This is a genomic window from Pseudomonas reidholzensis, assembly GCF_900536025.1.
Lineage (GTDB): Bacteria > Pseudomonadota > Gammaproteobacteria > Pseudomonadales > Pseudomonadaceae > Aquipseudomonas > Aquipseudomonas reidholzensis.
Window position 1 is genome coordinate 80,581 of sequence record NZ_UNOZ01000037.1, and the last position, 24,989, is coordinate 105,569.

Annotated in this window: 23 protein-coding genes; 16 read left to right on the forward strand and 7 right to left on the reverse strand. The window is 65.9% G+C overall.

Annotated features, from left to right (window positions below; translation table 11 throughout):
- Positions 1–146: 146 nt before the first annotated feature.
- The 6 genes from dusB (at position 147) to CCOS865_RS25710 (ending at position 8,147) form a co-directional block, all read left to right on the forward strand.
- Entirely contained in the window at positions 147–1,160 is a 1,014-nt protein-coding gene (gene dusB, locus CCOS865_RS25685; RefSeq protein WP_119146174.1) for a tRNA dihydrouridine synthase DusB, read from the forward strand.
- A complete protein-coding gene (gene fis, locus CCOS865_RS25690; RefSeq protein WP_101316071.1) occupies positions 1,157–1,477 on the forward strand; it encodes a DNA-binding transcriptional regulator Fis in 321 nt (106 codons plus the stop codon). Before dusB ends, fis begins: the two co-directional genes overlap by 4 nt.
- A gap of 79 nt (positions 1,478–1,556) precedes the next feature.
- Positions 1,557–3,164 carry a bifunctional phosphoribosylaminoimidazolecarboxamide formyltransferase/IMP cyclohydrolase gene (purH, locus tag CCOS865_RS25695; protein WP_119146176.1) on the forward strand — a complete coding sequence of 536 codons (1,608 nt, stop codon included), beginning with the start codon at positions 1,557–1,559 and terminating at the stop codon, positions 3,162–3,164.
- Between the two features lie 147 nt (positions 3,165–3,311).
- Positions 3,312–4,604: a phosphoribosylamine--glycine ligase gene (purD, locus tag CCOS865_RS25700; protein WP_119146178.1), complete on the forward strand. Its 1,293-nt coding sequence runs from the start codon at positions 3,312–3,314 to the stop codon at positions 4,602–4,604.
- Positions 4,605–4,742: 138 nt separating this feature from the next.
- Positions 4,743–7,511 carry a hybrid sensor histidine kinase/response regulator gene (locus tag CCOS865_RS25705; RefSeq protein ID WP_119146180.1) on the forward strand — a complete coding sequence of 923 codons (2,769 nt, stop codon included), beginning with the start codon at positions 4,743–4,745 and terminating at the stop codon, positions 7,509–7,511.
- A gap of 39 nt (positions 7,512–7,550) precedes the next feature.
- The gene (locus tag CCOS865_RS25710) at positions 7,551–8,147 is read left to right on the forward strand and encodes a MarC family protein (RefSeq protein ID WP_119146182.1); all 597 of its coding nucleotides are present in this window, start codon (positions 7,551–7,553) and stop codon (positions 8,145–8,147) included.
- On the opposite strand, the gene CCOS865_RS25715 is transcribed toward CCOS865_RS25710, so the two are convergent.
- The 7 genes from CCOS865_RS25715 to cobG form a co-directional block, all read right to left on the reverse strand.
- Positions 8,144–8,767, reverse strand: a complete 624-nt coding sequence (locus tag CCOS865_RS25715) for a hypothetical protein (RefSeq protein ID WP_119146184.1) — start codon at positions 8,765–8,767, stop codon at positions 8,144–8,146. The genes CCOS865_RS25710 and CCOS865_RS25715 overlap by 4 nt on opposite strands.
- Positions 8,754–9,386, reverse strand: a complete 633-nt coding sequence (locus tag CCOS865_RS25720) for a hypothetical protein (RefSeq protein WP_119146186.1) — start codon at positions 9,384–9,386, stop codon at positions 8,754–8,756. Before CCOS865_RS25720 ends, CCOS865_RS25715 begins: the two co-directional genes overlap by 14 nt.
- A gap of 62 nt (positions 9,387–9,448) precedes the next feature.
- A complete protein-coding gene (locus CCOS865_RS25725) occupies positions 9,449–10,138 on the reverse strand; it encodes a hypothetical protein (RefSeq protein WP_119146188.1) in 690 nt (229 codons plus the stop codon).
- Positions 10,139–10,240: 102 nt separating this feature from the next.
- Positions 10,241–11,947 carry a precorrin-3B C(17)-methyltransferase gene (gene cobJ / locus CCOS865_RS25730; RefSeq protein WP_119146190.1) on the reverse strand — a complete coding sequence of 569 codons (1,707 nt, stop codon included), beginning with the start codon at positions 11,945–11,947 and terminating at the stop codon, positions 10,241–10,243.
- Positions 11,935–12,669 (reverse strand): precorrin-2 C(20)-methyltransferase, encoded by a 735-nt coding sequence (locus CCOS865_RS25735; RefSeq protein WP_119146192.1) that lies wholly within the window; start codon positions 12,667–12,669, stop codon positions 11,935–11,937. The genes cobJ and CCOS865_RS25735 overlap by 13 nt, the downstream gene beginning before the upstream one ends.
- On the reverse strand, positions 12,666–13,292 hold the full coding sequence (locus tag CCOS865_RS25740; protein WP_119146194.1) for a precorrin-8X methylmutase: 627 nt from the start codon (positions 13,290–13,292) through the stop codon (positions 12,666–12,668). Before CCOS865_RS25740 ends, CCOS865_RS25735 begins: the two co-directional genes overlap by 4 nt.
- Positions 13,285–14,616 (reverse strand): precorrin-3B synthase, encoded by a 1,332-nt coding sequence (gene cobG / locus CCOS865_RS25745; protein ID WP_244216180.1) that lies wholly within the window; start codon positions 14,614–14,616, stop codon positions 13,285–13,287. The genes CCOS865_RS25740 and cobG overlap by 8 nt, the downstream gene beginning before the upstream one ends.
- A gap of 131 nt (positions 14,617–14,747) precedes the next feature.
- On the opposite strand from cobG, the gene cbiE reads away from it, so the two are divergent.
- From cbiE to CCOS865_RS25795, 10 genes are all read left to right on the forward strand, one after another.
- Complete coding sequence (gene cbiE / locus CCOS865_RS25750; RefSeq protein ID WP_119146198.1) at positions 14,748–15,959, forward strand: precorrin-6y C5,15-methyltransferase (decarboxylating) subunit CbiE; 1,212 nt, start codon at positions 14,748–14,750, stop codon at positions 15,957–15,959.
- Positions 15,952–17,046 (forward strand): cobalt-precorrin-5B (C(1))-methyltransferase, encoded by a 1,095-nt coding sequence (locus CCOS865_RS25755; RefSeq protein ID WP_119146200.1) that lies wholly within the window; start codon positions 15,952–15,954, stop codon positions 17,044–17,046. Before cbiE ends, CCOS865_RS25755 begins: the two co-directional genes overlap by 8 nt.
- Positions 17,043–17,762 carry a cobalt-precorrin-6A reductase gene (locus tag CCOS865_RS25760; RefSeq protein WP_119146202.1) on the forward strand — a complete coding sequence of 240 codons (720 nt, stop codon included), beginning with the start codon at positions 17,043–17,045 and terminating at the stop codon, positions 17,760–17,762. The genes CCOS865_RS25755 and CCOS865_RS25760 overlap by 4 nt, the downstream gene beginning before the upstream one ends.
- Before the next feature lie 679 nt (positions 17,763–18,441).
- Entirely contained in the window at positions 18,442–18,879 is a 438-nt protein-coding gene (locus CCOS865_RS25765) for an NfeD family protein (RefSeq protein WP_119146204.1), read from the forward strand.
- 25 nt (positions 18,880–18,904) lie between these two features.
- Positions 18,905–19,756 carry an SPFH domain-containing protein gene (locus CCOS865_RS25770; protein ID WP_119146206.1) on the forward strand — a complete coding sequence of 284 codons (852 nt, stop codon included), beginning with the start codon at positions 18,905–18,907 and terminating at the stop codon, positions 19,754–19,756.
- Between the two features lie 130 nt (positions 19,757–19,886).
- Positions 19,887–20,276 (forward strand): DUF2946 domain-containing protein, encoded by a 390-nt coding sequence (locus CCOS865_RS25775; RefSeq protein ID WP_119146208.1) that lies wholly within the window; start codon positions 19,887–19,889, stop codon positions 20,274–20,276.
- Positions 20,277–20,324: 48 nt separating this feature from the next.
- Positions 20,325–20,807, forward strand: a complete 483-nt coding sequence (locus CCOS865_RS25780) for a copper chaperone PCu(A)C (protein WP_119146210.1) — start codon at positions 20,325–20,327, stop codon at positions 20,805–20,807.
- A gap of 19 nt (positions 20,808–20,826) precedes the next feature.
- Positions 20,827–21,264: a DUF2946 domain-containing protein gene (locus CCOS865_RS25785; RefSeq protein WP_119146212.1), complete on the forward strand. Its 438-nt coding sequence runs from the start codon at positions 20,827–20,829 to the stop codon at positions 21,262–21,264.
- A 64-nt stretch (positions 21,265–21,328) separates the two neighbouring features.
- On the forward strand, positions 21,329–23,395 hold the full coding sequence (locus tag CCOS865_RS25790; RefSeq protein WP_119146214.1) for a TonB-dependent copper receptor: 2,067 nt from the start codon (positions 21,329–21,331) through the stop codon (positions 23,393–23,395).
- Between the two features lie 57 nt (positions 23,396–23,452).
- Positions 23,453–24,817, forward strand: coding sequence for a PepSY-associated TM helix domain-containing protein (locus CCOS865_RS25795; RefSeq protein WP_119146216.1), 1,365 nt, complete (start codon positions 23,453–23,455; stop codon positions 24,815–24,817).
- Positions 24,818–24,989: the final 172 nt, after the last annotated feature.

The following is a 24,989-nucleotide window of genomic DNA, read 5'->3' on the forward strand; positions in this document are numbered from 1 at the left end:
GCCGGAAGGCTGCCCAGAACCCAGAGGCATAAGCCTGCAACTGTTCAGATTTTATCCAAATTGATCTTTATCCGGTCATCGAGAGCGGGTATTATGCCCACCCTTTTTCGAACTCCAATGATTCGGCCCCACAACAGGGAACACCTATGTCGGCGGTACGCATCGGCCCATATACACTACGAAACAACCTGATCCTTGCGCCCATGGCCGGGGTTACGGACCAACCTTTCCGTACGCTTTGCCAACGCCTGGGTGCTGGCATGGTGGTCTCGGAAATGGTCAGCAGCGACATGAGCCTGTGGGACAGCCGCAAGTCGCGTCTGCGCCGCATCCACGAAGGTGATCCCGAGCCGCGCTCGGTACAGATCGCCGGTGGCGATGCGCAGATGATGGCGGCGGCGGCCCGGGCCAATGTCGAGGCAGGCGCCCAGATCATCGATATCAACATGGGCTGCCCGGCAAAAAAAGTCTGCAACAAGGCCGCAGGCTCTGCTTTATTGAGAGATGAAGCCTTGGTCAGCGAGATCCTCGAGGCCGTGATCGGCGCCGTGCAGGTGCCCGTGACCCTGAAGATCCGCACCGGCTGGGACCGGGCGAACAAGAACGGCCTGAACGTGGCGAAGATCGCCGAACAGGCCGGCATTCAGGCGCTGGCGGTGCATGGCCGCACACGCGCCGACCTGTATACCGGCGAAGCCGAGTACGACACCATCGCTGCGATCAAGCAGGCGGTGTCGATCCCGGTGTTTGCCAACGGCGACATCACCTCGCCAGAAAAGGCCCGGGCGGTGCTGGATGCCACCGGCGTCGACGGCCTGCTGATCGGCCGTGCCGCCCAAGGGCGGCCGTGGATCTTCCGCGAGATCGAGCATTACCTGCGGACCGGCCAACACCTGCCAACCCCCGGGCTGGACGAAGTTGAACGCATTCTGCTGGAGCACCTTGCCGCGCTGCATGCCTTCTATGGCGATGTGATGGGCGTACGTATCGCCCGCAAGCACGTTGGCTGGTACCTGGCGACACGACCCGGCGGCAAGGAGTTTCGCTCCCGGTTCAACGCTTTGGATGAGACACACGCGCAGTGCGCCAACGTTCGCGAGTTTTTCCGCGAATGTCGACAGAGCCTTGAAACAAAGGACGAACAAGGGGTGGCCGCATGACGATGATGACCGAGACTTTAGTGAGTGGAACAACGCCCGTGAGCGACAACGCCAACCTCAAACAGCACCTCAATACGCCGAGCGAGGAGGGTCAGACCCTTCGCGACAGCGTCGAGAAGGCGCTGCACAACTACTTCGCCCACCTCGAAGGCGCCTCCGTCACGGACGTGTACAACCTGGTGCTCTCGGAGGTCGAGGCGCCGCTGCTCGAAAGTGTGATGAACTACGTCAAGGGCAACCAGACCAAGGCCAGTGAGATGCTCGGGCTCAACCGAGGCACCCTGCGCAAGAAGCTCAAGCAGTACGACTTGCTGTAAAGCCAGAATCCCAATCAGAAAAGGCGACTCCGAAAAGAGGCGCCTTTTTTGCTGACTCCACCGCGTTATGGAATCCGAAATGACCGACCAGACTACCCGCCTGCCGATCCGCCGCGCCCTGATCAGCGTCTCCGACAAGACCGGGATCCTCGAATTCGCTCGTGAGCTGCAACAGCTCGGTGTCGAGATCCTGTCCACCGGTGGCACCTACAAGCTGCTCAAGGACAACGGCGTCGACGCGGTGGAAGTGGCCGACTACACCGGCTTCGCCGAAATGATGGACGGCCGGGTGAAGACCCTGCACCCGAAAATCCACGGCGGTATCCTCGGTCGTCGCGGCACCGACGACGCGATCATGAACGAGCACGGCATCAAGCCGATCGACCTGGTTGCGGTCAACCTGTACCCGTTCGAAGCGACCATCGCCAAGCCAGGCTGCGACCTGCCGACCGCGATCGAGAACATCGACATCGGCGGCCCGACCATGGTCCGTTCGGCTGCCAAGAACCACAAGGACGTGGCGATCGTGGTCAACGCCGGCGACTACGCCCAGGTCCTCGAGAGCCTCAAGGCCGGTGGCCTGACCTACGCCCAGCGCTTCGACCTGATGCTCAAGGCGTTCGAGCACACCGCCGCCTACGACGGCATGATCGCCAACTACATGGGCACTGTCGACCAGGCCGCCGAGACCCTCAGCACCGAAGGCCGCAGCCTGTTCCCGCGCACCTTCAACAGCCAGTTCGTCAAGGCCCAGGAAATGCGCTACGGCGAGAACCCGCACCAGAACGCGGCGTTCTACGTTGAAGCGAACAAGGGCGAGGCGAGCATCTCCACCGCCACCCAGCTGCAGGGCAAAGAGCTGTCGTTCAACAACGTGGCCGACACCGACGCCGCGCTGGAGTGCGTGAAGAGCTTCGTCAAGCCGGCCTGCGTGATCGTCAAGCACGCCAACCCGTGCGGCGTTGCCGTGGTCCCGGAAAACGAAGGCGGCATCCGCCAGGCCTACGAGCTGGCCTACGCCACCGACACCGAGTCGGCCTTCGGCGGCATCATCGCCTTCAACCGCGAGCTGGACGGCGAGACGGCCAAGGCCATCGTCGAGCGTCAGTTCGTCGAAGTCATCATCGCGCCGAAGATCTCCCAGGCTGCCCGTGACGTGGTCGCGGCCAAGCACAACGTGCGCCTGCTCGAGTGCGGCGAGTGGCCTGCCGAGCGTGCCGCCGGTTGGGACTTCAAGCGCGTCAACGGTGGCCTGCTGGTGCAGAGCCGCGATATCGGCATGATCGGTGCCGACGACCTGAAGATCGTCACCCAGCGCGCGCCGAGCGAGCAAGAGATCCATGACCTGATCTTCGCCTGGAAAGTGGCCAAGTTCGTCAAGTCCAACGCCATCGTCTACGCCAAGCAGCGCCAGACCATCGGTGTCGGCGCCGGCCAGATGAGCCGCGTCAACTCCGCGCGTATTGCTGCAATCAAAGCCGAGCATGCTGGCTTGCAGGTACAGGGCGCGGTGATGGCCTCGGACGCGTTCTTCCCGTTCCGTGACGGCATCGACAATGCGGCTAAAGTGGGTATCACTGCAGTGATCCAGCCTGGTGGTTCGATGCGTGACGCCGAAGTGATCGCAGCAGCCGACGAAGCCGGCATCGCGATGGTATTCACCGGCATGCGCCACTTCCGCCACTAATTTAGCTGGAAGACTGACCGCTAATTCCTGTGGGAGCGGGTTTACCCGCGAATACGATGGTGAAGCCACCGCCGCCTTCGCGGGTGAACCCGCTCCCACAGGGTATGAGGTCGCCCCACAGAATTCAGCGTCATCGAGGTTTTTGACATGAAAGTTTTGATCATCGGCAACGGCGGCCGTGAGCACGCCCTGGCCTGGAAAGTCGCCCAGGATCCACGCGTCGAGAAAGTCTTCGTCGCCCCGGGCAACGCTGGCACCGCCACTGAAGCCAAGTGCGAGAACGTCGACATCCAGGTCAACGCCCTGGAGCAACTGGCCGATTTCGCCGAACAGAACGTCCAGCTGACCATCGTCGGCCCTGAGGCACCACTGGTCGCCGGTGTCGTCGACCTGTTCCGCAGCCGCAACTTGGCGTGCTTCGGCCCGACCAAGGGCGCTGCCCAGCTGGAAGGCTCGAAGGCGTTCACCAAGGACTTCCTGGCCCGCCACCAGATCCCCACCGCCGACTACCAGAACTTCACCGAGATCGAGCCGGCCCTCGCCTACCTGCAAAAGGTCGGCGCGCCGATCGTCATCAAGGCCGACGGCCTGGCTGCGGGCAAGGGCGTGATCGTCGCCATGACCCTGCAGGAAGCCGAAGACGCCGTACGCGACATGCTCGCCGGCAATGCCTTCGGTGAAGCCGGTTCGCGCGTGGTCATCGAAGAGTTCCTCGACGGCGAAGAAGCCAGCTTCATCGTCATGGTCGACGGCCACAACGTGCTGCCGATGGCCACCAGCCAGGACCACAAGCGCGTCGGCGACGCCGATACCGGCCCGAACACCGGCGGCATGGGCGCCTACTCGCCTGCCCCAGTGGTCACCGCCGAGGTCCATCAGCGGGTCATGGACCAGGTGATCTGGCCGACCGTGCGTGGCATGGCCGAGGAAGGCAACGTCTACACCGGTTTCCTGTATGCCGGCCTGATGATCGACAAGGCGGGCAACCCCAAGGTCATCGAGTTCAACTGCCGCTTCGGCGACCCGGAAACCCAACCGGTCATGCTGCGTCTGCAGTCGAGCCTGGTGCTGCTGATCGAAGCGGCCTTCGCCGAGGCCCTGAACAAGGTCGAAGCGCAATGGGACCCGCGTCCTAGCCTGGGCGTGGTGCTGGCTGCCGGCGGTTACCCGGCCGACTACGCCAAGGGCGCCGTGATCAACGGCCTGGACGCCGCTGCCAAGCTCGAAGGCAAGGTGTTCCATGCCGGTACCGCACTGCAGGACGGCCAGGTCGTGACCAGCGGCGGCCGCGTGCTCTGCGCCACCGCCCTGGGCCAGACCGTCGAGCAAGCGCAGCAGCAAGCCTACCGCCTGACCCAGGAAGTCAGCTGGGATGGCAGCTTCTACCGCACTGACATCGGCTACCGGGCGATTGCCCGCGAGCGCGGTGAGCACCAGTAACAGCGCACCCGCGAATGGCCGTGACGCCCCCGGCGCACGGCCTTCGGCTCGTCGACAGGGCCCCGATGGGCCTTGCCTTCGCCTTGGCGCGCCGCGCATAGTTGCGACTCGGCACATCAGCTAAGAAGGGATTTCGTCTTGCGTCGGCTTCGGATTGCCATTGCCCTGACTGTCAGCTTGCTGACCTTGCTCTGCCTGTTCCCGGTTTCGGCCGAGCAAGGCGGTGGCTGGTCCGTGCTGCTCGATGAACAGGCCAACCTGCAACTGAGCGACGTGCGCTCCGAGCGCTACCGCAACCAATTCAGCCCCCTGCAGCTCAATGAGCTGGAGGCCGCCTCGGCCGATCAAGCGCTGTGGCTGCACTATCGCCTCGAACCCGGCGAGCAGGAACGCCTGCTGCGGGTGTTCGCCCCCGACCTGTCACGCCTGGACCTGTACGCACTGGACGGCCAGAAGCTGCTGCGCCAACTGCACCACGGCCCGCAGGCGAGCGACGCCAGCCCGACCCTGCGTGGCAGCGACCACGTGTTGCCACTGCCCAACAGCAACCAGCCGCTGGACATCTACCTGCACCTGGTCTCGGAGCATCAACTGCGCCCGGCGATCAGCCTGGAGACCGCCGCCGCCGCCGACCAGACCCGGCCGTTGCTGTTCGGCCTGTTGTTTGGCGGCCTGGTGATGCTGATCCTGCACAACCTGATCCGCTTCTTCTACTCGCGCTCCAGCACCACCCTGATCCTGGCCCTCTACCACGGCCTGATGCTGCTCAGCGCGCTGATCCTGCTCAACTTCAGCGGGCCCTGGTGGCACCTGTGGCACAGCGCCCAGACCCCCGCCGCCTACCTGACCCTGGTCATGGCCGGCCTCGCCGGCCTGTACTTCACCCAGCACTTCTTCAGCCCGTGCCACGCGCCGCGGCTGAACCGCCTGCTGCAGGGCGAGATGCTGGTGGCGGCGGTGAGTGGCCTGGTGCTGCTGTTCGTCGACACCCTGCCGCTGAACCTGATGACCTACGCCCTGCTCGCCCTGGGCAGCGTCAGCATGCTGCTGGTCAGCAGCTATCACTGGTACAAGGGCTACGCCCCGGCGCGCCTGTTCGCCCTGGCGATGCTGGTCTACAACCTCGGTGGCCTGGTGCTGTTGCCGGCCCTGCTGGGGCTGACCCACACGTCGACGCCGTGGCTGCTGTGCATCCTCATGGGCCTGACGGTCACCAGCGGCCTGCTGCTCAACCTGGCCGTCAGCGAGCGCCTGCGCAGGATCAACGAAGAGCGCTTCCGCGCCAGCCGGGCACTGGCCGCCAGCGACGCCGAAATCAATGCCAAGGCCGAGTTCCTGGCGAAGATCAGCCACGAGATCCGCACCCCGATGAATGGCGTACTGGGCATGACCGAGCTGCTGCTCGGCACCCCGCTGTCGGTCAAGCAGCGCGACTATGTGCAGACCATTCACAGCGCCGGCAACGAGCTGCTGACCCTGATCAACGAGATTCTCGACATCTCCAAGCTGGAGTCGCGGCAGATCGAGCTGGACGACGTGCAGTTCGACCTCAACGCGCTGATCGAAGACTGCCTGAACATCTTCCGGGCCAAGGCCGAGCAGCAGAACATCGAGCTGATCAGCTTTACCCAGCCGCAGGTCCCACGGGTCATCAGCGGCGACCCGACGCGGCTGCGCCAGGCGCTTTCGAGCCTGCTGGAAAACGCCCTGAAAAACACCGAGCAAGGCGAAATCCTGCTGGTGGTCGCGCTCGACCAGCGCGGCGACCTGCCGCGCCTGCGCATCGCCGTGCAGGACAGCGGCACCGCCATGCCCCAGGCCGAGCGCGAAGCCTTGTTGCAGGCCGAGCTGCACAGCCATCAGTTCCTCTCCAGCAACAAGCTTGGCGGTCACCTCGGGTTGGTCATCGCCAAGCAGTTGATCGGCCTGATGCAGGGCGAGTTCGGCATCAAGAGCAGCAGCAACCTGGGCAACACCCTGTGGCTGACCCTGCCGCTCGACCCGTCACGGCTGGAGCAGCCGCCGGCCGACCTCGACGGCCCGTTGCGCGATGCGCGGGTGCTGGTGGTCGATGACAACGACACCTGCCGCAAGGTCCTGGTGCAGCAGTGCAGCGCCTGGGGCATGAACGTCAGCGCCGTGCCCTCGGGCAAGGAGGCCCTGGCCCTGCTGCGGACCAAGGCGCACCTGCGCGACTACTTCGATGCGGTGCTGCTCGACCAGAACATGCCTGGCATGACCGGCATGCAGCTGGCGGCGAAGATCAAGGAAGACCCGAGCCTGAACCACGACATCCTGGTGGTGATGCTCACCGGCATCAGCAATGCGCCGAGCAAGGTCATTGCGCGCAACGCCGGGGTCAAGCGAATCCTCGCCAAGCCGGTGGCCGGCTACACGCTGAAGACCACCCTGGCCGAAGAGCTGGCCCAGCGCGGCCGCGAACAGACCCTGCCTCTGGCGTCTTCGGGCGTGCCGGCACCGGCCCTCGAGCTGCCGAGCGACTTCCAGGTGCTGGTCGCCGAAGACAACAGTATTTCGACCAAGGTCATCCGCGGCATGCTCGGCAAGCTCAACCTCGAGCCGGATACCGCGAGCAATGGCGAAGAGGCCCTGCGTGCCATGCAGGCGCGGCGCTACGACCTGGTGTTGATGGACTGCGAGATGCCGGTGCTCGACGGTTTCTCGGCGACTCAGCAGCTGCGCGCCTGGGAAGCCGAACATCAACGTCCGCGCACGCCGGTGGTGGCCCTGACCGCGCATATCCTCACCGAGCACAAGGAGCGCGCGCGCCTGGCCGGGATGGACGGGCACATGGCCAAGCCGGTCGAGCTGTCGCAACTGCGCGAGCTGGTCCAGTACTGGGCCGGCCAGCGTGAGGCCAAGTCGGATACTGTGCACACCTCCTGATACACTCCCCGCCACCCTCCCCCGCCACGGACCCCGGCCATGCTCCATGAGTTGTTCAGCGTCTACCTGAAAATGCTCGTGCTCTACAGCCCGTTCTTCGTGCTGTCCTGCTTCATCAGCCTGACCCGTGGCTACTCCAGCAAGGAGCGCAAGCAACTGGCCTGGCGGGTGGCAATCGCCGTGCTGATCGCCAGCGTGCTGCTCTACCTGTTCGGGCGGGTGATCTTCGGCGTGTTTGGCATCACCGCCGACGCCTTCCGCATCGGCGCCGGCAGCGTGCTGTTCATCTCGGCGCTGGGCATGGCCCAGGGCAAGCCAGCAGTGCAGAGCGACAACGTCCAGCAGGACGTGACCATCGTGCCGCTGACCATCCCACTGACCGTCGGCCCCGGCACCATCGGCGCCCTGCTGGTGATGGGCGTCAGCCAGCCGCACTGGGACGACAAGCTGCTGGCCATCGTCAGCATCGCCCTGGCCAGCTTTACCGTGGGCCTGGTGCTGTACCTCTCGCACCGTATCGAGCGGATCCTCGGTGACCAGGGCCTGCAGATCGTCAGCCGCTTGATGGGGCTGTTCGTCTGTGCCCTGGCTGCGCAGATCATCTTTACCGGGATCAAGGGTTACTTGTTGAACTAGATCTGCGCGGCATGTATTTCTTCAAGCGATATCTTTTCTGTCGCACGCAACACCTTGCTTCGGTGCTCCTGGTCAAACAGGCGCGTATTGAAGCGAACCAGCTCTGCGTAGACGTGGCTATTGCTGCGCTGACGGAACAGGAAACCCGCCGTGAGGTGCGAACCACTGCCTGCTTCGTGATAGATAACCATGTCCACCGAGTTGGCACCCATGGGCGCGCAGGACAACAGCTTGAATGCCCCATGCTCTCGACTACGCAACTCGAAATGCAGCAATGCGAGGCCACCCTTGCGCAAGGCCTGGAACGCCAGCGCCATGCTGTTCGAATGACGCTCACCCGCCAGCGCGTCTATCTTGCGCAGCGCCTGGTCGACAATCGCCGGACGCTGCGGGTCTGGCCAGTGCACCTCCTCGGCTGATGTCGCATCCCAACCCAGGTACTTCAGCTGACGCCGATAGTAGTGATACTGCTCCGCAGCGGGTTTGCCAGCCATCGCTCGTACAGTCGTGCTCTCGGCCCATAATGCCGCCAGCTTGACGGCCTGACGCTGGGCCAAGGTGACACCGGGAATGAAAGACACCAGGCTTGCGCCAACCACTGTAGCTTCAGGACTTTGCATGCTCTCTCCTTGCATCCAGACCGCCCAGGCTTCGGATGTGCACGGCGAGGTGCTTGGACTCAAGCAGGCCGTGCACTTGCTGCTGAACTGCTTCAGTCAGATGCTCGCTCAGGACTGCATCACTCTCTCGCAGGTCAATCCCGTCCTCGCTGCATGCCAGGCCACTCAGCGCCAATGAACAGTCGGGCAAGACCACGCCCAGTTCGTGCACCGCGACGCTCGCCTGATCGATGCCTGCCAGGTTGAATGACCGTAAGTGCTGCTGTGCATCCTCCAGCATCAGCCTGGCCGAGGCCGCTCCGAGCAGCCCAGACAGGGCAGGATGACGGGCCAACAACCCGCTGTGCGAAGTGAACTCAGGTGTCGGTGGGCGCCCTTCGCTTCGGGCCTCATGATCGCTATTGCTGCGCGTGACGATCCAGCCACGCTCCTCCAGCGCCCTGCGGTACTCGCTGTACCAACGGCCGTAGTTGGGGAAACGCGGGCCCACCCGTTTTACCGCGCGTAGCTGGGCGTACAGTATGGAGTCGAGGACGTACTGCCGGGGTCCAGCCACCTCATTCGCCACCAACAATGCCGCGCCCCCTACGAGCCACAATGACCAATCAGCCGTCTTCATCGAGGTGCCTCATTTTCATCCGCCAACATGGGTGTACGGGGCCTGTAGGCCCCGTACGTGGGTCAGATCTCGAATTCGCTGGGAGCCTTGACCGCTTTGTCGATCAGCTTTTTCTCGATTGAGGCGCGCACCGCGTCGGTGTACACGATGTCGTTCAAGTTGAGGATTGCAGAGGCGCTGTAACGCTCTTTGCTCGAACTGTTCCATTCGAACAAGACGGTATCCAGATCATTCTCCGAAGGAGCGCAACTGAACGCCGTTACCAGCATGAACACTTCGCCTTCCGGCGTCTGGATACACGTACCCAGCCCGGTAGTCGAAACCGGCCGCCCTTTCATGTTCAGTTTGAAGACTTGCTGGGCTTCCGTGATTTCACCCAGCCCGCTAAACATCTTGCTGGCAAGCTTACCCATTGCCTCGGCAACGGGACCGCCCAGCAGCGCCTCGCCCGCCGCCTTGGCGACCTTGAACGCAACCGGCCCCAAGGTCAGGGAGCAGGTGGTGTCGTAGTCACGCTCATAGGAGCGCTGGCCGACTACCCAACCGCAAGACCTCATCACTTCGAGGAACTTGTTGAACCAGTCTTCCGACTCTCCATCCCGGTCATGGGCTTTGCTCGCAACCAGCGTTGCGAATTGAAAGACGGTCTTGGCGTCACGGCGGGCTTGCGCAGTCATGCCTGCACTGAGCCCGAGGAGAGACTGTTCGACAACAGCAAGGCTATCGCCAGTAACGCTGCGCGCTTCGGTCATCAGGGGTAATTCCTGTAAAGGCCCCGACGGGTATCGCCGAGGGGCCTTTACGTTATCCGGCCGTTGAGCGAGCGGGCGGCGTGAACTACTTCCCGCTGTGCATTACCTGTCAGCCGGATACCAACGCGGGGTGTAGACCCAGTTGCCGCCCGAATCGCGCGGGAACACACAGGTGGTCGAAGAGCCGACCAGGACCATCGTGCGCATATCGACCATGTCTGGCAGCAGCTCGGCCAAAGTGACTACCTTCAGCGTCTGCCCCGGCCTACCGATGTCACGGCCAAGGACTACAGGGGTGTGGCCATCGCGGTGCTGGCGGACGATCTCCAGGGCGCGGCCGAGCTGCCAGGGCCTGGCCTTGGAGATCGGGTTGTAGAACGCCAGCACCAGGTCGGCCTGGGCGGCGAGGTCGAGGCGCTGCTCGATGATCGACCAGGGCTTGAGGTTGTCGGACAGCGACATCACGCAGAAGTCATGGCCCAACGGCGCACCGGCCTGGGCGGCAGTGGCCAGCGACGCCGAGACCCCCGGGAGGATTTCCAGGTCGACCCGATGCCAGGCCGGATCGCTGGACTCGTGCAGCGCTTCGAGCACCGCAGCGGCCATGGCGAACACACCCGGATCGCCCGACGACACCACCACCACCGAACGCCCCTGGGCGGCCAGTTCGAAGGCGTGCCGGGCGCGCTGCATCTCTTCGCGGTTATCGGTGTTGTGCAGGACCTGGTCATCGCGGAACGGGCCGGCCATGCGCACATAGGTTTCGTAGCCGAGCACGTCCTCGGCACGCGCCAACTCGGCCTTGACCGCAGGCACCATCAGTTCGGCGGCACCAGGGCCCAGGCCGATGACTGCCAGGCGACCACGGGCACGCCCCACCTGGGCAACGTCGAGCGGCGCTTCGGCGACTGCGATGAGCAACCCCGACTGTTCGCTCAGGCGTGCCTGAGGCAACGTCTGCCCAGCCATGCCGAGCAGGTTGTCCGCGTGCGGCGCAAAGCGCAGCGCCACGCCGAGCGCAGCGGCCGCCTGGTGCAAGGCCGGCTCGGCCATCTGCTGCTCGCTTGCCAGCAGGCAGGCCAACGACGCCTGGGCGATGTTCGCCTCCGCCAACGCTGCGGTTACTCGCTGGGCCAGGTCGGGCACGCTGGCATCGACCGCCACCAGCACCGAGCGGGCATGGATCAGCAACTCATCGTGACGGGCCGGGCGCAGCTCGCAACCCACATGGATGGTGCGCTGCGCGCCCGCATCGGCAGGCAGTTGCGCCTCGGCCAGCCACGGCGCGTCGCCTTCGATGCGCACGCTTTGCCCCGCCAGCAGATCGGAGACGAAGCGCTTGCCTTGCTCCAGGTCCGCCAGCGCGTAACCCTGCGGCGGGTTGAGCAGGCAGGTACCAAAGCGCAGTTCGCCGCTGGTGGTGATCGCTGCCGCCACGCCCAGCGCTTCGGCGATCTCGCGGGCCATGACGTTGACCCCGCCGAGGCCGCCGAGCAGCGGCACCACGGCGCTGCCGTCTTCGGCCACGGCCAGCACCGGCGGCTCGACGTCCTTGTCGCTGAGCAGGCTGGCCAGGCTGCGGATGACGATGCCGGCCGCGCACAGGGCGATGATCGGCGTGTCCTCCTGGTACAGGCCACGCAGGGTCTGGCCAAACGAGTCATAGACGCTGTCGGCGCCCTCGACCCGGCCGCTCAGGCCATGGATGGTCGCCGCAGGGTAGCGCTGCTGGATGCGCTGCGCGGTGGCCAGGCTGCCGGCGCCGAGAATGACGATCGCCGGGGCGTTGCGGGTGTTCATCCCTGCCATTTTTCACCCGGCACGATGATCAGCGAAAAGTACGGCGACGACTGGGGGTCGACCGCGTCGAGAGCAACGATCTTCTGGTTGGCCATGGTCGCGCGTTCGACGTACAGCGCGCGGCCATCCATGCCCAGTTCGCCGAGCACCTGGCGAACCTTGGGGAAGTTGCGCCCCAGCTTCATGATCACCGCCGCATCGGCGTCGGCCAGGCGCCGCTTGAGCTCCTCGGCCGGCAACACCCCGGAAAGCACGGTGAGGGTCTGGTTACGGTAGACCAGCGGTGCGCCAAGCACCGAAGCGCCGCCGAGCATCGAGCACACGCCGGGGATCACTTCGGCCTCGTAGCGCTGGGCCAGGCGGTCATGCAGGTACATGTAGGAGCCGTAGAAGAACGGGTCACCTTCGCAGATCACCGCCACGTCACGCCCTGCGTCCAGGTGCGCGGCCACCTGCTCGCCGGCCTGGTCGTAGAAATCGCTGATCACCTGCTCGTACGACAAGGGTGCCGGCAGCACCTCGGTGGTCACCGGGTACACCAGGGGCAGCAAGGTCTGCTCTGCCTGCAGGTGCGCTTCGATGATGCCGAACGCGTTGCCGCGCTTGCCCTTGGCGACGAAGTACGCCACCACTGGCGCCTCGCGCAGCAGGCGCAAGGCCTTGACGGTGATCAGCTCAGGATCGCCAGGGCCAACGCCCAGGCCGAGCAGACGTCCACGTGGGCTCATCATTCGACCTCCGTGGCCAGCGCGTTGACCGCGGCGGCGGCCATCGCGCTGCCACCCAGGCGGCCCTGCATGATCACGAACGGCACGCCACGGCTGTCGGCGGCGAGCATCGCCTTGGACTCGGCGGCGCCGACGAAGCCCACCGGGAAGCCAAGGATCAGCGCCGGTTTAGGGGCGCCAGCATCGATCATCTCGAGCAGGTAGAACAGCGCGGTCGGCGCGTTGCCGATCACCACCACGGCGCCCTCCAGGTGTGGCCTCCAGAGTTCCAGGGCGAGCGCCGAACGGGTGTTGCCGGCGGCCTTGGCCATGTCCGGCACGCTCGGGTCGCGCAGGGTGCAGATCACCGGGTTGTTGGCCGGCAGGCGGGCGCGGGTGATGCCTTCGGCGACCATGTGCGCATCGCAGAGGATCGGCGCACCGTTGGCCAGCGCCTCGCGCCCGGCCGTACCGGCACCGGCGGAAAACTGCAGGCCGTCGATCGCTTCGACCATGCCGCAGGCATGGATCACCCGCACGGCGAGTTTTTCCAGGTCGGCGGGGATCCGCTCGAGCCGGGCTTCCTCGCGGATGATCCGGAAGGAATTGCGATAGATCTCCTGACCATCGCGAATGTAGTCAATCATCAAGGTGCTCCGTAGGCAGGTCGAGCAGGGCGCCTGCTTCTTTCAAGGTAAGGTCGCTGGCGCGCAGGGCACCGAAGCCCGGCAGGCGCGCATCGCGCGAATAAAGGTCATAGCGGCCCGGCGAGCGGGCCAGCAGGGTGGCCGGGGCCACGTGGGCCACGGCGCAGGATCGGGGGCAGCCGGACAGGTGCACGCTGGCAAGCGCGCCCGGCGGTAACAGGGCCGACAGCGTCACGGCGTCGCCCTTGGTCTCGGCCTGGGCCTTGGCGCATCCGCTGGAGCCGGTGCAGGCGGTGATACGTGCCAACGGCTCGTCGGCGTGGCAGAGCAGGCCGAGTGCGCGCAGCTCGGCCTGGGCGGCGCCGGCGCGAGCGGGGTCGATGTTGCTCAGCACCAGGCTCTGCCAGGGGCTCAGGCGCAGTTGGCCATCGCCCAGCTCACGCGCTACGCGGGCCACGCCGCGGAGCATCGCGGGCGTCAGTCGGCCCAGCGGCGGCGCGACACCCAAGGCCATGCCCTGCTGCTGGGCAAGGGTGCCCAACCAGCTGACGCTAGCTTTGCCGCGCTGCCAGTCGAGCACTGCAGCGTCACGGCGAAGGGTCAACCCAAGGCCATCGATGAAGTGCTCGACAGAGCAGCTTTCGAGCAACTGACGCATGCGTGACTGCTCAGGCGTGGCCAGGTCGAGGAAACGCTCCAGCACCGCGCGGGTCAGCGCCAGCCCTTGTTCCACGGGCACCGCACCCAGCGCTCGGTTCGCGCCGGGGCAGCCGGCCAGGCCAAACGCCAACCAACTGCGCTGCTCCAGCTCGATGGCCGAGAGCCACAGGTCATGTTGATGGTCGAGCATGCTCAGGCCTTCGCCGCCATCGAGCTGGACGGCGAACTTGGCCGACAGCTGATGCAGGCGCGGGGTGCTTTCGAGCATCTCGAGGATCTGCGCGGCGAGCGGGCGGGTGTCCAGCAACATCGCTGGATCCAGGCCCGCCAGCGGGCTCAGCATCAGGTTGCGGACATCGTCGCCAGCGGCCTCGCGCGGGCCCAGGCCGGCCGCGAGCAAGAGCTCGATCAAGGCTTGATGCTGCGCGCCGATGCCACGAATCTGCAGGTTGGCGCGGTTGGTCGCCTCGATCACCCCTGCGGCGAAGCGCTCGGCGGCGTCGGCCACGGCCTCGGCCTGGTCGGCCAGCAGCAGGCCACCGGGCAGCTTGATCCGACAGATGCCGCCGTCGCGGGCGGCAACAATGCGCCACAACCCCGGGCAAGCCGAGGGGCGGGGCGAAATATCGGGGGTCAGGGACGGGTTCAAGGGGGCATCCGGCAATCGTGAAAGTGCGCTTGAGTGTAGAAGGCGCGGTATTATGCCTGCTTTGTCCGACGGCATGAAAAACCGGCGGTCGAGTCTGATTGATCTGCGGCCGTTTTGCGGCCCGAACGTGATGGAAGCGAAAACCCATGGCCCCCTGGCTGACAGTAGTAGGTATCGGTGAAGACGGCTTCAGCGGCCTTGGCAAGCCGGCCCGGCGTGCCTTGCTGGCGGCCTCGCGGATCTTCGGCAGCCCTCGCCAGTTGGCCCTGCTGCCGCGCTGCATCGTCGGTGAACGGCTGCAGTGGCCGAGCCCGTTTTCCCTGGCGCCGGTGCTGGCCCTGCAAGGCGAGGCCGTGTGCGTACTGGCCAGCGGCGACCCGATGTTCTACGGCGTCGGCGCCAGCCTGGCGCGGCAGCTGCCCGCCGAACAGATGCAGGTGCTCTCCAGCCCGTCGTCCTGCGCCCTGGCGGCCGCCCGCCTCGGCTGGCCGCTGCAGGATGTCCAGGTGCTGTCGATCGTCGCCAGGCCGCTGGCCGCGCTCAATGCGCACCTGTATAGCGGCGTGCGCCTGCTGGTGCTGAGCAACGACGGCGACAGCCCGGCGCAGATCGCCGCGCTGCTGTGCGAACGGGGCTTCGGCCCGAGCCGCATGCACCTGCTCGAGCACCTCGGTGGGCCTGACGAGCGCCAGCACAGCGGCACGGCCGAAGACTGGCCGCCGCGCCCGGCGGCTGCCCTCAACCTGGTCGCCATCGAGTGCCTCGCCGCCGCCGACACGCCACGCCTGTCGCCGGCCGCTGGCCTGCCGGACGGCGCGTTTCGTCACGACGGCCAGCTGACCAAGCGGGACGTGCGTGCCATCACCCTCGCGCGCCTGGCACCACAACCCGGCGAACTGCTCTGGGATGTCGGCGCCGGCAGCGGCTCGATCGGCATCGAATGGATGCGCGCGCATCCGAGCTGCCGGACCCTGGCCATCGAGGCCGATGAGGGCCGCCAGGCCTTTATCGAACACAACCGCGATGCCCTCGGCGTCCCCGGCCTGCAGCTGGTGCGTGGCAAGGCGCCGGACGCCCTGGCCGACCTCGAGCAGCCGGATGCAATCTTCATCGGCGGCGGCGTCACCCGTGAAGGTGTGTTGCCACTGTGCTGGCAACGGCTGCGCCCCGGTGGACGCCTGGTGGCCAACGCCGTGACCCTGCAGAGCGAACTGGCGCTGGCGCATTTTCGCGAACAGCACGGCGGTGAACTGACCCGCATCCATGTCGCCCAGGCGCAGCCGCTGGGCGCCTTTGACACCTGGCGCCAGGCCCTGCCGATCACCCTGCTCGAGGTGGTGAAACCTGTCGATGCGTGAAGAGACCCGCGAACAACCTGCGCCCCTGCGCAGCGGCCTGACCACCGGCAGCTGCGCCACCGCCACCAGCCTGGCGGCAGCGCGCTTGCTGTTGACCGGCGAGCGTGACGATGCGGTGCGCATCACCCTGCCCAAGGGCAAGGAGGTGCAGATGCGCCTGGAGTTCTGCCGCCTGACGGGTGACCGCGCCGAAGCCGGGACCTTGAAGGATGCCGGCGACGACCCCGATGTCACCCACGGCGCCTTGCTGTATAGCCAGGTGCGCTTGCTCGATACCCCGGGCATCCGCTTCGTCGCGGGTGTGGGCGTAGGCACGGTGACCCGCCCGGGCCTGGTGCTGGCGGTGGGTGAGCCGGCGATCAACCCGGTGCCACGGCGGATGATCAGCGAACACCTGCAACAGTTGGCCAGCGACTGTGGCTATGGCGGCGGCTTCGAAGTCACGGTCAACGTCCGCGACGGCGAACAGTTGGCGCTGAAGACCATGAATCCACGCCTGGGTATTCTCGGCGGCCTGTCGATCCTCGGCACCAGCGGCATCGTCCGGCCGTTCTCCTGTGCGGCCTATATCGCCTCGATTCACCAGGGCATCGATGTCGCCCACACCAATGGCTACAGCCATATCGCCGCGTGCACCGGCAATGCCAGCGAAGACACCATGCGCCGGATCTACGACCTGCCGGAAATCGCCCTGATCGAGATGGGCGACTTCGTCGGCGCGGTGCTCAAGCACCTGCGCAAGGTGCCGGTGGCGCGCCTGAGCCTGTGCGGCGGCTTCGGCAAGATCAGCAAATTGGCCGCCGGCCACATGGACCTGCACAGCCGCCACTCGAGCATCGACCTGGTGCAACTCGCCGGCTGGGCCAGGGACATCGGCGCGGAGCCTGCCCTGCAGGAGGCGATCATCGCCGCCAATACCAGCCAGCAGGCCCTGGCCCTGGCCCACGCAGCCGGTGTCGCCTTGGGCGATGCGGTGTGCGCGCATGCCCTGGCGTTCGCCTGCAGCGTGGTCCCGGCGCAGGTGCAGGTCGAGGTGTTCGCCATCGACCGCGAGGGCGGCATCGTTGGCCAGGCGGGGGTGCAATGAGCGCCCGTATCCTGCTGCTCGGCGGCGTCACCGAGGCGCTGGCGATTGCCCGGCGACTGGGGCCGGAGCATGTCTACAGCCTGGCCGGCATCGGCCGCGTGCCGCAGGACCTCGACTGTCAGGTGCGGGTCGGCGGCTATGGCGGCGCCGAAGGGTTGGCGAATTACCTGCGCGAGGCAGGCATCGACCTGTTGATCGACGCCACCCACCCGTATGCCGCGCAGATCAGCCGCAATGCCGCGCAGGCGGCGCGCAGCGCGGGTGTGACGTGCTGGGCGTTGCGCCGGCCGGCGTGGCAGGCCCAGGCCGGGGATGACTGGCGCGAGGTGGCGGACTGGGCTGGGTTGATCGAAGCGCTGAAGCCGTTTGCCCGGCCGCTGTTTACCCTGGGTCGGGAGCCGCTGCAGCACCTGGACGAAATCCCTTCGCATCAGTTCTGGACCCTGCGCGCGCTCGAGGCGTGCCCGGGGAATGAGCGCTGTGAAGTGATCGGTGCCCGCGGGCCGTTCGACATCGATGCTGAGCGCGCGCTGTTCGCGCGGCGGCGGGTGGATGTGCTGGTCAGCAAGAACAGCGGCAGTGTGGCGACAGAGCCGAAGCTTGAGGTGGCGCGGGAGCTGGGGGTGCCGGTGCTGGTGTTGAGGCGGCCGGAGTTGCCGGCGGTGGATCGGGAGTTTTTTGCGGTTGATGCGCTGCTGGCGGCGTTGTTTTTGTAGGGGAACCTGAAGGAAACCGCGTGGCTCCCTGTGCATGTCACAGGCTCTTGTGGCGTCCTTCAGATCGAGCGCGCCCGCGCGGCGCATCGCGGAGTGCTAGCCACAGGCTTTTGCAGCGCCCTTCAGATCGAGCGCCGCCCGCGCGGCGCATCGCGGAGTGCTAGCCACAGGCTTTTGCAGCGCCCTTCAGATCGAGCGCCGCCCGCGCGGCGCATCGCGGGCAAGCCCGCTCCTACATTTTTTGCAACGCGCCATGGCCTGTCAGGCCATGGTTGTCAGCCTTGGTGCAAGGCGAAAGGTGGCAGGGAGGCCTTCATGCTCGACTCAACATCTTCGTCGTACCAACAAGGCTAAGACTCCAATCCATCAGGCCATGGTGCGTTGCAACAAATGTGGGAGCGGGCTTGCCCCGCGAAGCGCCGCGCGGGCGGCGCTCGATAGTGAGGGCGCTAGAGAAGCCCGTGGCTAGCACCTCGCGATGCGCCACCGGGGCGGCGCTTGATCTCAAGGACGCCCGAGAAGCCAATGACTAGCACTTAGTCGCCATCATGCGATTACTACTACGCCCATTCCTACACCATCATCAGCCCTTTCCCATCACACATTCACAGTTGCCCAAGTGGCCCTCAGCCCGCCCAGTGCCGTAAACTCGCCCCTCCCCCCTGGAAGGCCCACCCATATGGAAATGCAATGGTGGATCTGGCTCGTCTTCGGCGTCGCCCTGATCCTGCTTGAACTGGTCCTGCCGACCTTCTTCATTCTCTGGTTCGGCATCGGTGCCGTGCTGGTCGCCTTGATCGCCCTCGCCGCACCGACCCTGCAACTGGATATGCAGGTCCTGCTCTGGGTGCTGTTCTCATCGGCCACCACCGTGCTGTGGTTCAAGCTGTTCCGCCGCAAGAAAGCCGACGTGCGCTGGACCGCCGACAGCGTGCTCGGCGAAGTCGGCCTGCTGACCGCCAGCGTGTCGGAGTTCCAGAAGGGCCGCGTGCGCTTCCAGAAGCCGATCCTCGGCAACGAAGAGTGGACCTGCATCGCCGACAGCGACATCCCCGCCGGCGAGCGTGTGCGCCTGGCCGCCATCGAAGGCAATACCGCCCGGGTCACCCGGGCCTGATCCGCACTAAAAGGAAGTTTCCCCCATGACCAGTCTTATCGTCGTCGCCTGCCTTGCCTTGTTTGTCCTGATCACCGTGTTCAAAGGGGTGCGTATCGTGCCCCAGGGCGAAGAATGGATCGTCGAGCGCCTCGGTCGCTACCACAGCACCCTCAAGCCCGGCCTGAACATCCTCATCCCGTACATGGACGTGGTCGCCTACCGCCTGCCGACCAAGGACATCATCCTCGACGTGCAGCAGCAGGAGATCATCACCAAGGACAACGCGGTGATCGTTGCCAATGCCCTGTGCTTCGCCAAGGTGGTCGACCCGCAGAAAGCCTCCTACGGCGTGCAGAACTTCTCCTTCGCCGTGACCAGCCTGACCATGACCTCGCTGCGCGCCATCGTCGGCGCGATGGACCTGGACGAAGCGCTGTCCAGCCGTGAGCAGATCAAGGCGCGCCTGCGCGAGGCGATGTCCGAACAGACCGAAGACTGGGGCGTGACCGTGCGCTCGGTCGAGATCCAGGACATCAAGCCGTCGGAGAACATGCAGCTGGCCATGGAGCGCCAGGCCGCTGCCGAGCGTGAGCGTAAAGCCGACGTGACCCGGGCCGAAGGGGCCAAGCAGGCGGCGATTCTCGAAGCTGAAGCACGCCTGCAGTCGGCCAAGCTGGACGCCGAAGCGCAGATCAACCTGGCCGAGGCATCCGCCCGGGCGATCTCGCTGGTGCGCGAGGCGGTGGGTACCGAGACCACGTCGGCCATGTACCTGCTGGGCGAGCGCTACATCGGCGCGATGGAGAACCTGGCCGCCAGCGACAATGCCAAGGTCGTGGTGCTGCCGGCAGACCTGCAAGAGACCGTACGCGGGCTGCTTGGGCGCAAGGCCTGACACCGTTGGGGGCGCATTGCGCCCCTTTCGCTTGCGAACGCCTCGCACCTGCGTCACTTCACCGCACCCCAGCTTTTTTACCTATACTCCGCCGTACAATAGCCACCACGATTCCTGACCGGATCTCTCCATGCCCCCACGTCGGCACATCGCCTGGATAGCCTGCTTGGCAGTGCTGTTCAACCTGCTGGCCATGCCGCTGTCTTCCGCTGCGCCCAAAGGCCCGGCCGAGCAGCTGCTGTGGGGGGCCTTCTGTTCGACCATGGGTGGCAAGGCCAAGGTCGATGTCCAGGCCCTGGCCAAGATCGACCTGGGCGACGGAGGCGACAGCCAAGCCAGCATGCAACACTGCTGGTGCTGCTCTGGCGCGGCGCCGCTGCTGGCCTTGCCGGGCCATCCGCCACAGTTGCGCGGCCCGCCCCAGCTGCGTCTCGGGCAACCGCCCGCACTTGCCAGGTACCAGCCCACGCCGCGCCAGCTCTGGCCGGCGCTCAACCCCCGTGCCTCTCCCCTGGCCTGAGTTCACGCCGCTGTCGCCCTGAACCTGTACAGATCGGAGACTCAACCCATGCTCAAGCAAGCCCTCGTCCTGGCCGCCCTGCTGTTGCCCGGCGCGTTCGCCAACGCCCATGAATACACCCAGGGCGACCTGCACATCGCCCACCCGTGGTCACTGGAACTGCCGCCCAACGCCCCCAACGTCGCGGCGTATTTCGTCATCCACAACAACGGCAAGCAGGACGACCGCCTGCTCGGCGTCGACAGCCCGATCAGTGCCGACGCCCAGTTGCACGAGCACGCGAAAACCGCCGAGGGCCTGATGAAAATGCAACAGGTGCCCAGTGTCACGGTACCCGCCGGCAAGGACCTGGTGTTTGCCCCCAGCGCCTACCACGTGATGCTCATGCAACCCAAGGACCGCAGCCTGCTCAGCGAGGGCAAGCGCTTCCCGCTCACCCTGCACTTCGAGAAGGCCGGCGACGTCACCGTCGAGGTGGCCGTGCAGAAGCAGCCGCCCAGCGACCAGCAAGAGCACATGCACACGCACTGACCGCTGACAGGCACTGGCCATGAGCGTGCTGCGCCACCGGATCGCCCGCCGTACCACCCGCCCTGATCGCAGGCGCGCCGGTGGCGGCTGGCTGAGCCTGTTCGCCATGTGGATGATCTTTATCGGCCCGCTGGTTTCCCAGTCGATGCCGATGGACCACCACGCCGGCATGAACATGCCGATGGACATGCCGATGTCCGCCGGCCACGCGCATGCCGATGCCGGGCACCACGACCACGGCGACCACGGCGAGCTGCACGCGCTGTGGGAAAAATGCGGTTATTGCAGCCTGCTGTTCAACTGCCCGGCGCTGCCGCAAAGCTTCACCCCGCTCAATGCCAGCCGCGTTCCTCCCGCCCTACCCCTGCTCGCCGCCACCCGCCAGGGCCATGCCCGCCAGGCGGTGTTCCCCGGTTCGCGCAGCCGCGCGCCGCCGTCCCCGTCGATCCACGTCTGACCCCACTGACCGCACGGAGCCACGAGGCTTCGCGCTCACTCATGACTGATCGACTGGAATCATTATGTCCGGCTGCATCCCTGTTTCTGCCTTGTCCCTGCGCGGCACGCTCGCCGTGCTCTGCGGCTCGCTGCTCGCGCCCATGGCGCTGGCGGCGGAACCCGGCCACGAAGGCCACGACCACGACCTCGCCGAGCTCAGCCCGACGGTGATCACTGCCGTTGCGCCGAGCTCGCCGCTGACCGTGGTCACCAACCCCAAGGACCCGCGCCAGCCCGTGCCGGCCAGCGACGGTGCCGACTACCTGAAGACCATCCCCGGTTTTTCGGCGATCCGCTCAGGCGGCACCAATGGCGACCCGGTGTTGCGCGGCATGTTCGGCTCGCGCCTGAACATCCTCACCAATGGCGGCCTGATGCTCGGCGCCTGCCCCAACCGGATGGACGCGCCAACGTCCTACATCTCGCCAGAAACCTACGACCGCCTGACCGTGATCAAAGGCCCGCAAAGCGTGATCTGGGGCCCAGGCGGCTCGGCCGGCACCATCCTCTTCGAACGCGAGCCGGAAACCTTCGGCACCCTTGGCAGCCGGGTAAACGCCAGCCTGCTGGCCGGCTCCAACGGCCGCTTCGACAAGGTCCTCGACGCGGCGGCCGGTAACAGCAAGGCCTATGCGCGGTTCGTCGGCAACCAGTCGCGCGCCGACGACTATGACGATGGCAACGGCGACACGGTGCCGTCGCGCTGGGACAAGTGGAACGGCGACGTCAGCCTCGGCTGGACACCGGATGCCGACACCCTGCTCGAGCTCACCGCCGGCAAGGGCGATGGCGAGGCGCGTTACGCCGGGCGCGGCATGGACGGCTCGCAGTTCAAGCGCGAAAGCCTTGGCCTGCGCTTCGAAAAATCCAACCTCGGCGAGGTGCTCGACAAGTTCGAAGCGCAGGTCTACTACAACTACGCCGACCACGTGATGGACAACTACAGCCTGCGCACGCCCTCGGGCAGCGGCATGATGGGCATGCCAATGGTCAGCAACGTCGACCGCCGCACCCTTGGCGCGCGGATCAAAGCCACGTGGCGCTGGGCCGACGTGCAGTTGATCAGCGGCCTCGACGCGCAGACCAACGAGCACCGCAAGCGCGGCGGCATGGGCGTCGATGCGCACAAGGGCCAGGCCTGGACCAAGGACGCCGACTTCCACAACTACGGCGTGTTCAGCGAGCTGACCTGGTACGCCAGCGGTGCAGACCGTCTGATCACCGGCGCCCGCCTCGACCGCGCCTCGGCCCGCGATTTCCGCGACAGCAGTGCTACCGGCGGCGATACCCGCGCGGATACCCTGCCCAGCGGCTTCGTGCGCTATGAACACGACCTGGCGGCGCTCTCCGCGACCAGCTACATCGGCCTCGGCCATGCCCAGCGCTTCCCCGACTACTGGGAGCTGTTCTCGCCCAGCCAGGGACCGGCTGGCTCGGCCAACGCCTTCGACGGCATCAAGCCGGAGAAGACCACCCAGCTCGACTTCGGCATCCAGTACCGCGGCGAGCGCCTGGAAGCCTGGGCCTCGGGCTATGTCGGGCAGATCCGCGACTACATCCTGTTCGACTACCGCACCGGCATGATGGGCATGAGCACCTCGCAGGCGCAGAACATCGACGCGCGCATCATGGGCGGCGAACTCGGCACGGCCTACAAACTGTCGGAAAACTGGAAAGCCGATGCGACCCTGGCCTACGCTTGGGGCAAGAACAGCAGTGATGGCAAAGCGCTGCCACAGATGCCGCCCCTGGAGAGCCGCCTCGGCCTGACCTACAGCCAGGACAACTGGAGCACGGGCGCCTTGTGGCGACTGGTGACGGCGCAGCAGCGCATCGCCGAGAACCAGGGCAACGTGGTCGGCAAGGACTACGAGAAAAGTGCCGGCTTTGGCGTGTTCTCGCTCAACGGTGCGTACAAGGTGAACAACAACCTCAAGCTCAGCGCTGGCGTCGACAATCTCTTCGACAAAGCCTACGCCGAGCACCTGAACCTGGCCGGGAACGCCGGGTTCGGCTACCCGGCGACGGACCCGCAACCCGTCGGGGAGCCCGGCAGGACCTTCTGGACCAAGGTCGACATCAGTTTCTGAACCCTACAACGGGCGCGGCCATGACTGCGCCCCACACCTTGCCTGATGGGAGGGTCCATGAGCGGACCACGCATTTCCTTCTACAACCTGGCCTGGCGCTGGCATTTCTATGCCGGGCTGTTTGTCGCCCCTTTCATGATCCTGCTGGCGATCACCGGGATCATCTACCTGTTCAAGCCGCAGCTCGATCCGTTGATGTACCGCGAGCTGATGGTGGTCGAGGCCAGCCATCACCGGCAGTCCGCCGACAGCCTGCTGGCCGAGGTGCAGCAGGCCTATCCGCAGGGCCACGTGGGCCAGTACCTGCCGCCGCTGAACGCTGAACGCAGTGCCCAGTTCGTGGTGCATGAGGGCGGTCGCGAGCTGAACGTGTTCGTCGACCCCTACAGCGGCAAGGTCCTCGGTAAGCAGGACGCCAAGGACAACCTGCAGGCAGTGGCGCGGGCCCTGCACGGCGAGCTGATGGTCGGCACGGTCGGCGATCGGCTGGTCGAGCTGGCCGCCGGCTGGGGCATTGTGCTGGTGGTCTCGGGCCTGTACCTGTGGTGGCCGCGCGGGCGCAACAGCGCTGGCGTGTTGTGGCCACGGCTGTCGGCACGCGGCCGCTTGCTGTGGCGTGACCTGCATGCGGTGAGTGGTTTCTGGGGGTCGGCGCTGTTGCTGCTGATGCTGCTCAGCGGCATGACCTGGACCGGCCTGTGGGGCAAGCAGTACGCCGACCTGTGGAACCGCTTTCCGGCGGCCATGTGGAATGACGTGCCGAAGTCGGATCAAGAGGCGCGGGTACTCAATCATGCGCACCGCCAGACCGTGCCGTGGGCCATGGAAAACACGCCCATGCCGCAGTCCGGCGCACACGCCGAGCATGCCGGCCAGCACAGCATGTCGAGCACGCCGGCGGCGCCGCAGGTGAGCCTGCAGCAGGTCGAGGACATCGCCACCAGCCGCCGGGTCGAGCCCGGCTACAGCATTACCTTGCCGACCACCGCCGACGGCGTGTTCACCCTTGCGGTGTTCGCCGACGACCCGCGCAACGACGCCACCCTGCACGTCGACCAGTACACCGGCAAGGTGCTGGCCGATGTGCGCTGGCAGGACTACAGCCCGGTCGCCCGCGCCACCGAAGTCGGGGTGATGCTGCACGAGGGCAAGATGTTTGGCGTGTTCAACCAGATCATCATCCTGCTGGTGTGCCTGATGATTCTGCTGGGCTCGGTCAGTGGCCTGGTGATGTGGTGGAAACGCCGACCTGCCGGTGGGCTCGGGGTGCCGCCGCTGCGCCATGACCTGCCGCGCTGGAAGACCGCGACGGTGGTGATGCTGGTGCTGGGGCTGGCGTTTCCGCTGGTGGGCGTTTCGATGCTGGTGATGTGGGTGGTGGACAGCGTGGTGGTGCGCCGCCGAGTGATGGCCAGGGCCTGAGCTATAACCTGCACCGACCTCTTCGCGGGTGAACCCGCTCCCACAGGGACCGCGCTGCCCTCAGGCCTGTCGCAAAACCTGTGGGAGCGGGTTTACCCGCGAAGAGGCCGGTGCAGGAAAAAACTGCTCCTCCAAAGTCGTGTCGATCTGTCGCGCTCCATTTTGGGACGCT

Excerpts from the sequence above, each read along its gene's own strand:
- dusB (WP_119146174.1), top strand. The coding sequence starts at position 147 with ATGTCGGCGGTACGCATCGGCCCATATACACTACGAAACAACCTGATC.
- fis (WP_101316071.1), top strand. The coding sequence starts at position 1,157 with ATGACGATGATGACCGAGACTTTAGTGAGTGGAACAACGCCCGTGAGC.
- purH (WP_119146176.1), top strand. The coding sequence starts at position 1,557 with ATGACCGACCAGACTACCCGCCTGCCGATCCGCCGCGCCCTGATCAGC.
- purD (WP_119146178.1), top strand. The coding sequence starts at position 3,312 with ATGAAAGTTTTGATCATCGGCAACGGCGGCCGTGAGCACGCCCTGGCC.
- CCOS865_RS25710 (WP_119146182.1), top strand. The coding sequence starts at position 7,551 with ATGCTCCATGAGTTGTTCAGCGTCTACCTGAAAATGCTCGTGCTCTAC.
- CCOS865_RS25715 (WP_119146184.1), bottom strand. The coding sequence starts at position 8,767 with ATGCAAAGTCCTGAAGCTACAGTGGTTGGCGCAAGCCTGGTGTCTTTC.
- CCOS865_RS25720 (WP_119146186.1), bottom strand. The coding sequence starts at position 9,386 with ATGAAGACGGCTGATTGGTCATTGTGGCTCGTAGGGGGCGCGGCATTG.
- CCOS865_RS25725 (WP_119146188.1), bottom strand. The coding sequence starts at position 10,138 with ATGACCGAAGCGCGCAGCGTTACTGGCGATAGCCTTGCTGTTGTCGAA.
- cobJ (WP_119146190.1), bottom strand. The coding sequence starts at position 11,947 with ATGGCAGGGATGAACACCCGCAACGCCCCGGCGATCGTCATTCTCGGC.
- CCOS865_RS25735 (WP_119146192.1), bottom strand. The coding sequence starts at position 12,669 with ATGATGAGCCCACGTGGACGTCTGCTCGGCCTGGGCGTTGGCCCTGGC.
- CCOS865_RS25740 (WP_119146194.1), bottom strand. The coding sequence starts at position 13,292 with ATGATTGACTACATTCGCGATGGTCAGGAGATCTATCGCAATTCCTTC.
- cbiE (WP_119146198.1), top strand. The coding sequence starts at position 14,748 with ATGGCCCCCTGGCTGACAGTAGTAGGTATCGGTGAAGACGGCTTCAGC.
- CCOS865_RS25755 (WP_119146200.1), top strand. The coding sequence starts at position 15,952 with ATGCGTGAAGAGACCCGCGAACAACCTGCGCCCCTGCGCAGCGGCCTG.
- CCOS865_RS25760 (WP_119146202.1), top strand. The coding sequence starts at position 17,043 with ATGAGCGCCCGTATCCTGCTGCTCGGCGGCGTCACCGAGGCGCTGGCG.
- CCOS865_RS25765 (WP_119146204.1), top strand. The coding sequence starts at position 18,442 with ATGGAAATGCAATGGTGGATCTGGCTCGTCTTCGGCGTCGCCCTGATC.
- CCOS865_RS25770 (WP_119146206.1), top strand. The coding sequence starts at position 18,905 with ATGACCAGTCTTATCGTCGTCGCCTGCCTTGCCTTGTTTGTCCTGATC.
- CCOS865_RS25775 (WP_119146208.1), top strand. The coding sequence starts at position 19,887 with ATGCCCCCACGTCGGCACATCGCCTGGATAGCCTGCTTGGCAGTGCTG.
- CCOS865_RS25780 (WP_119146210.1), top strand. The coding sequence starts at position 20,325 with ATGCTCAAGCAAGCCCTCGTCCTGGCCGCCCTGCTGTTGCCCGGCGCG.
- CCOS865_RS25785 (WP_119146212.1), top strand. The coding sequence starts at position 20,827 with ATGAGCGTGCTGCGCCACCGGATCGCCCGCCGTACCACCCGCCCTGAT.
- CCOS865_RS25790 (WP_119146214.1), top strand. The coding sequence starts at position 21,329 with ATGTCCGGCTGCATCCCTGTTTCTGCCTTGTCCCTGCGCGGCACGCTC.
- CCOS865_RS25795 (WP_119146216.1), top strand. The coding sequence starts at position 23,453 with ATGAGCGGACCACGCATTTCCTTCTACAACCTGGCCTGGCGCTGGCAT.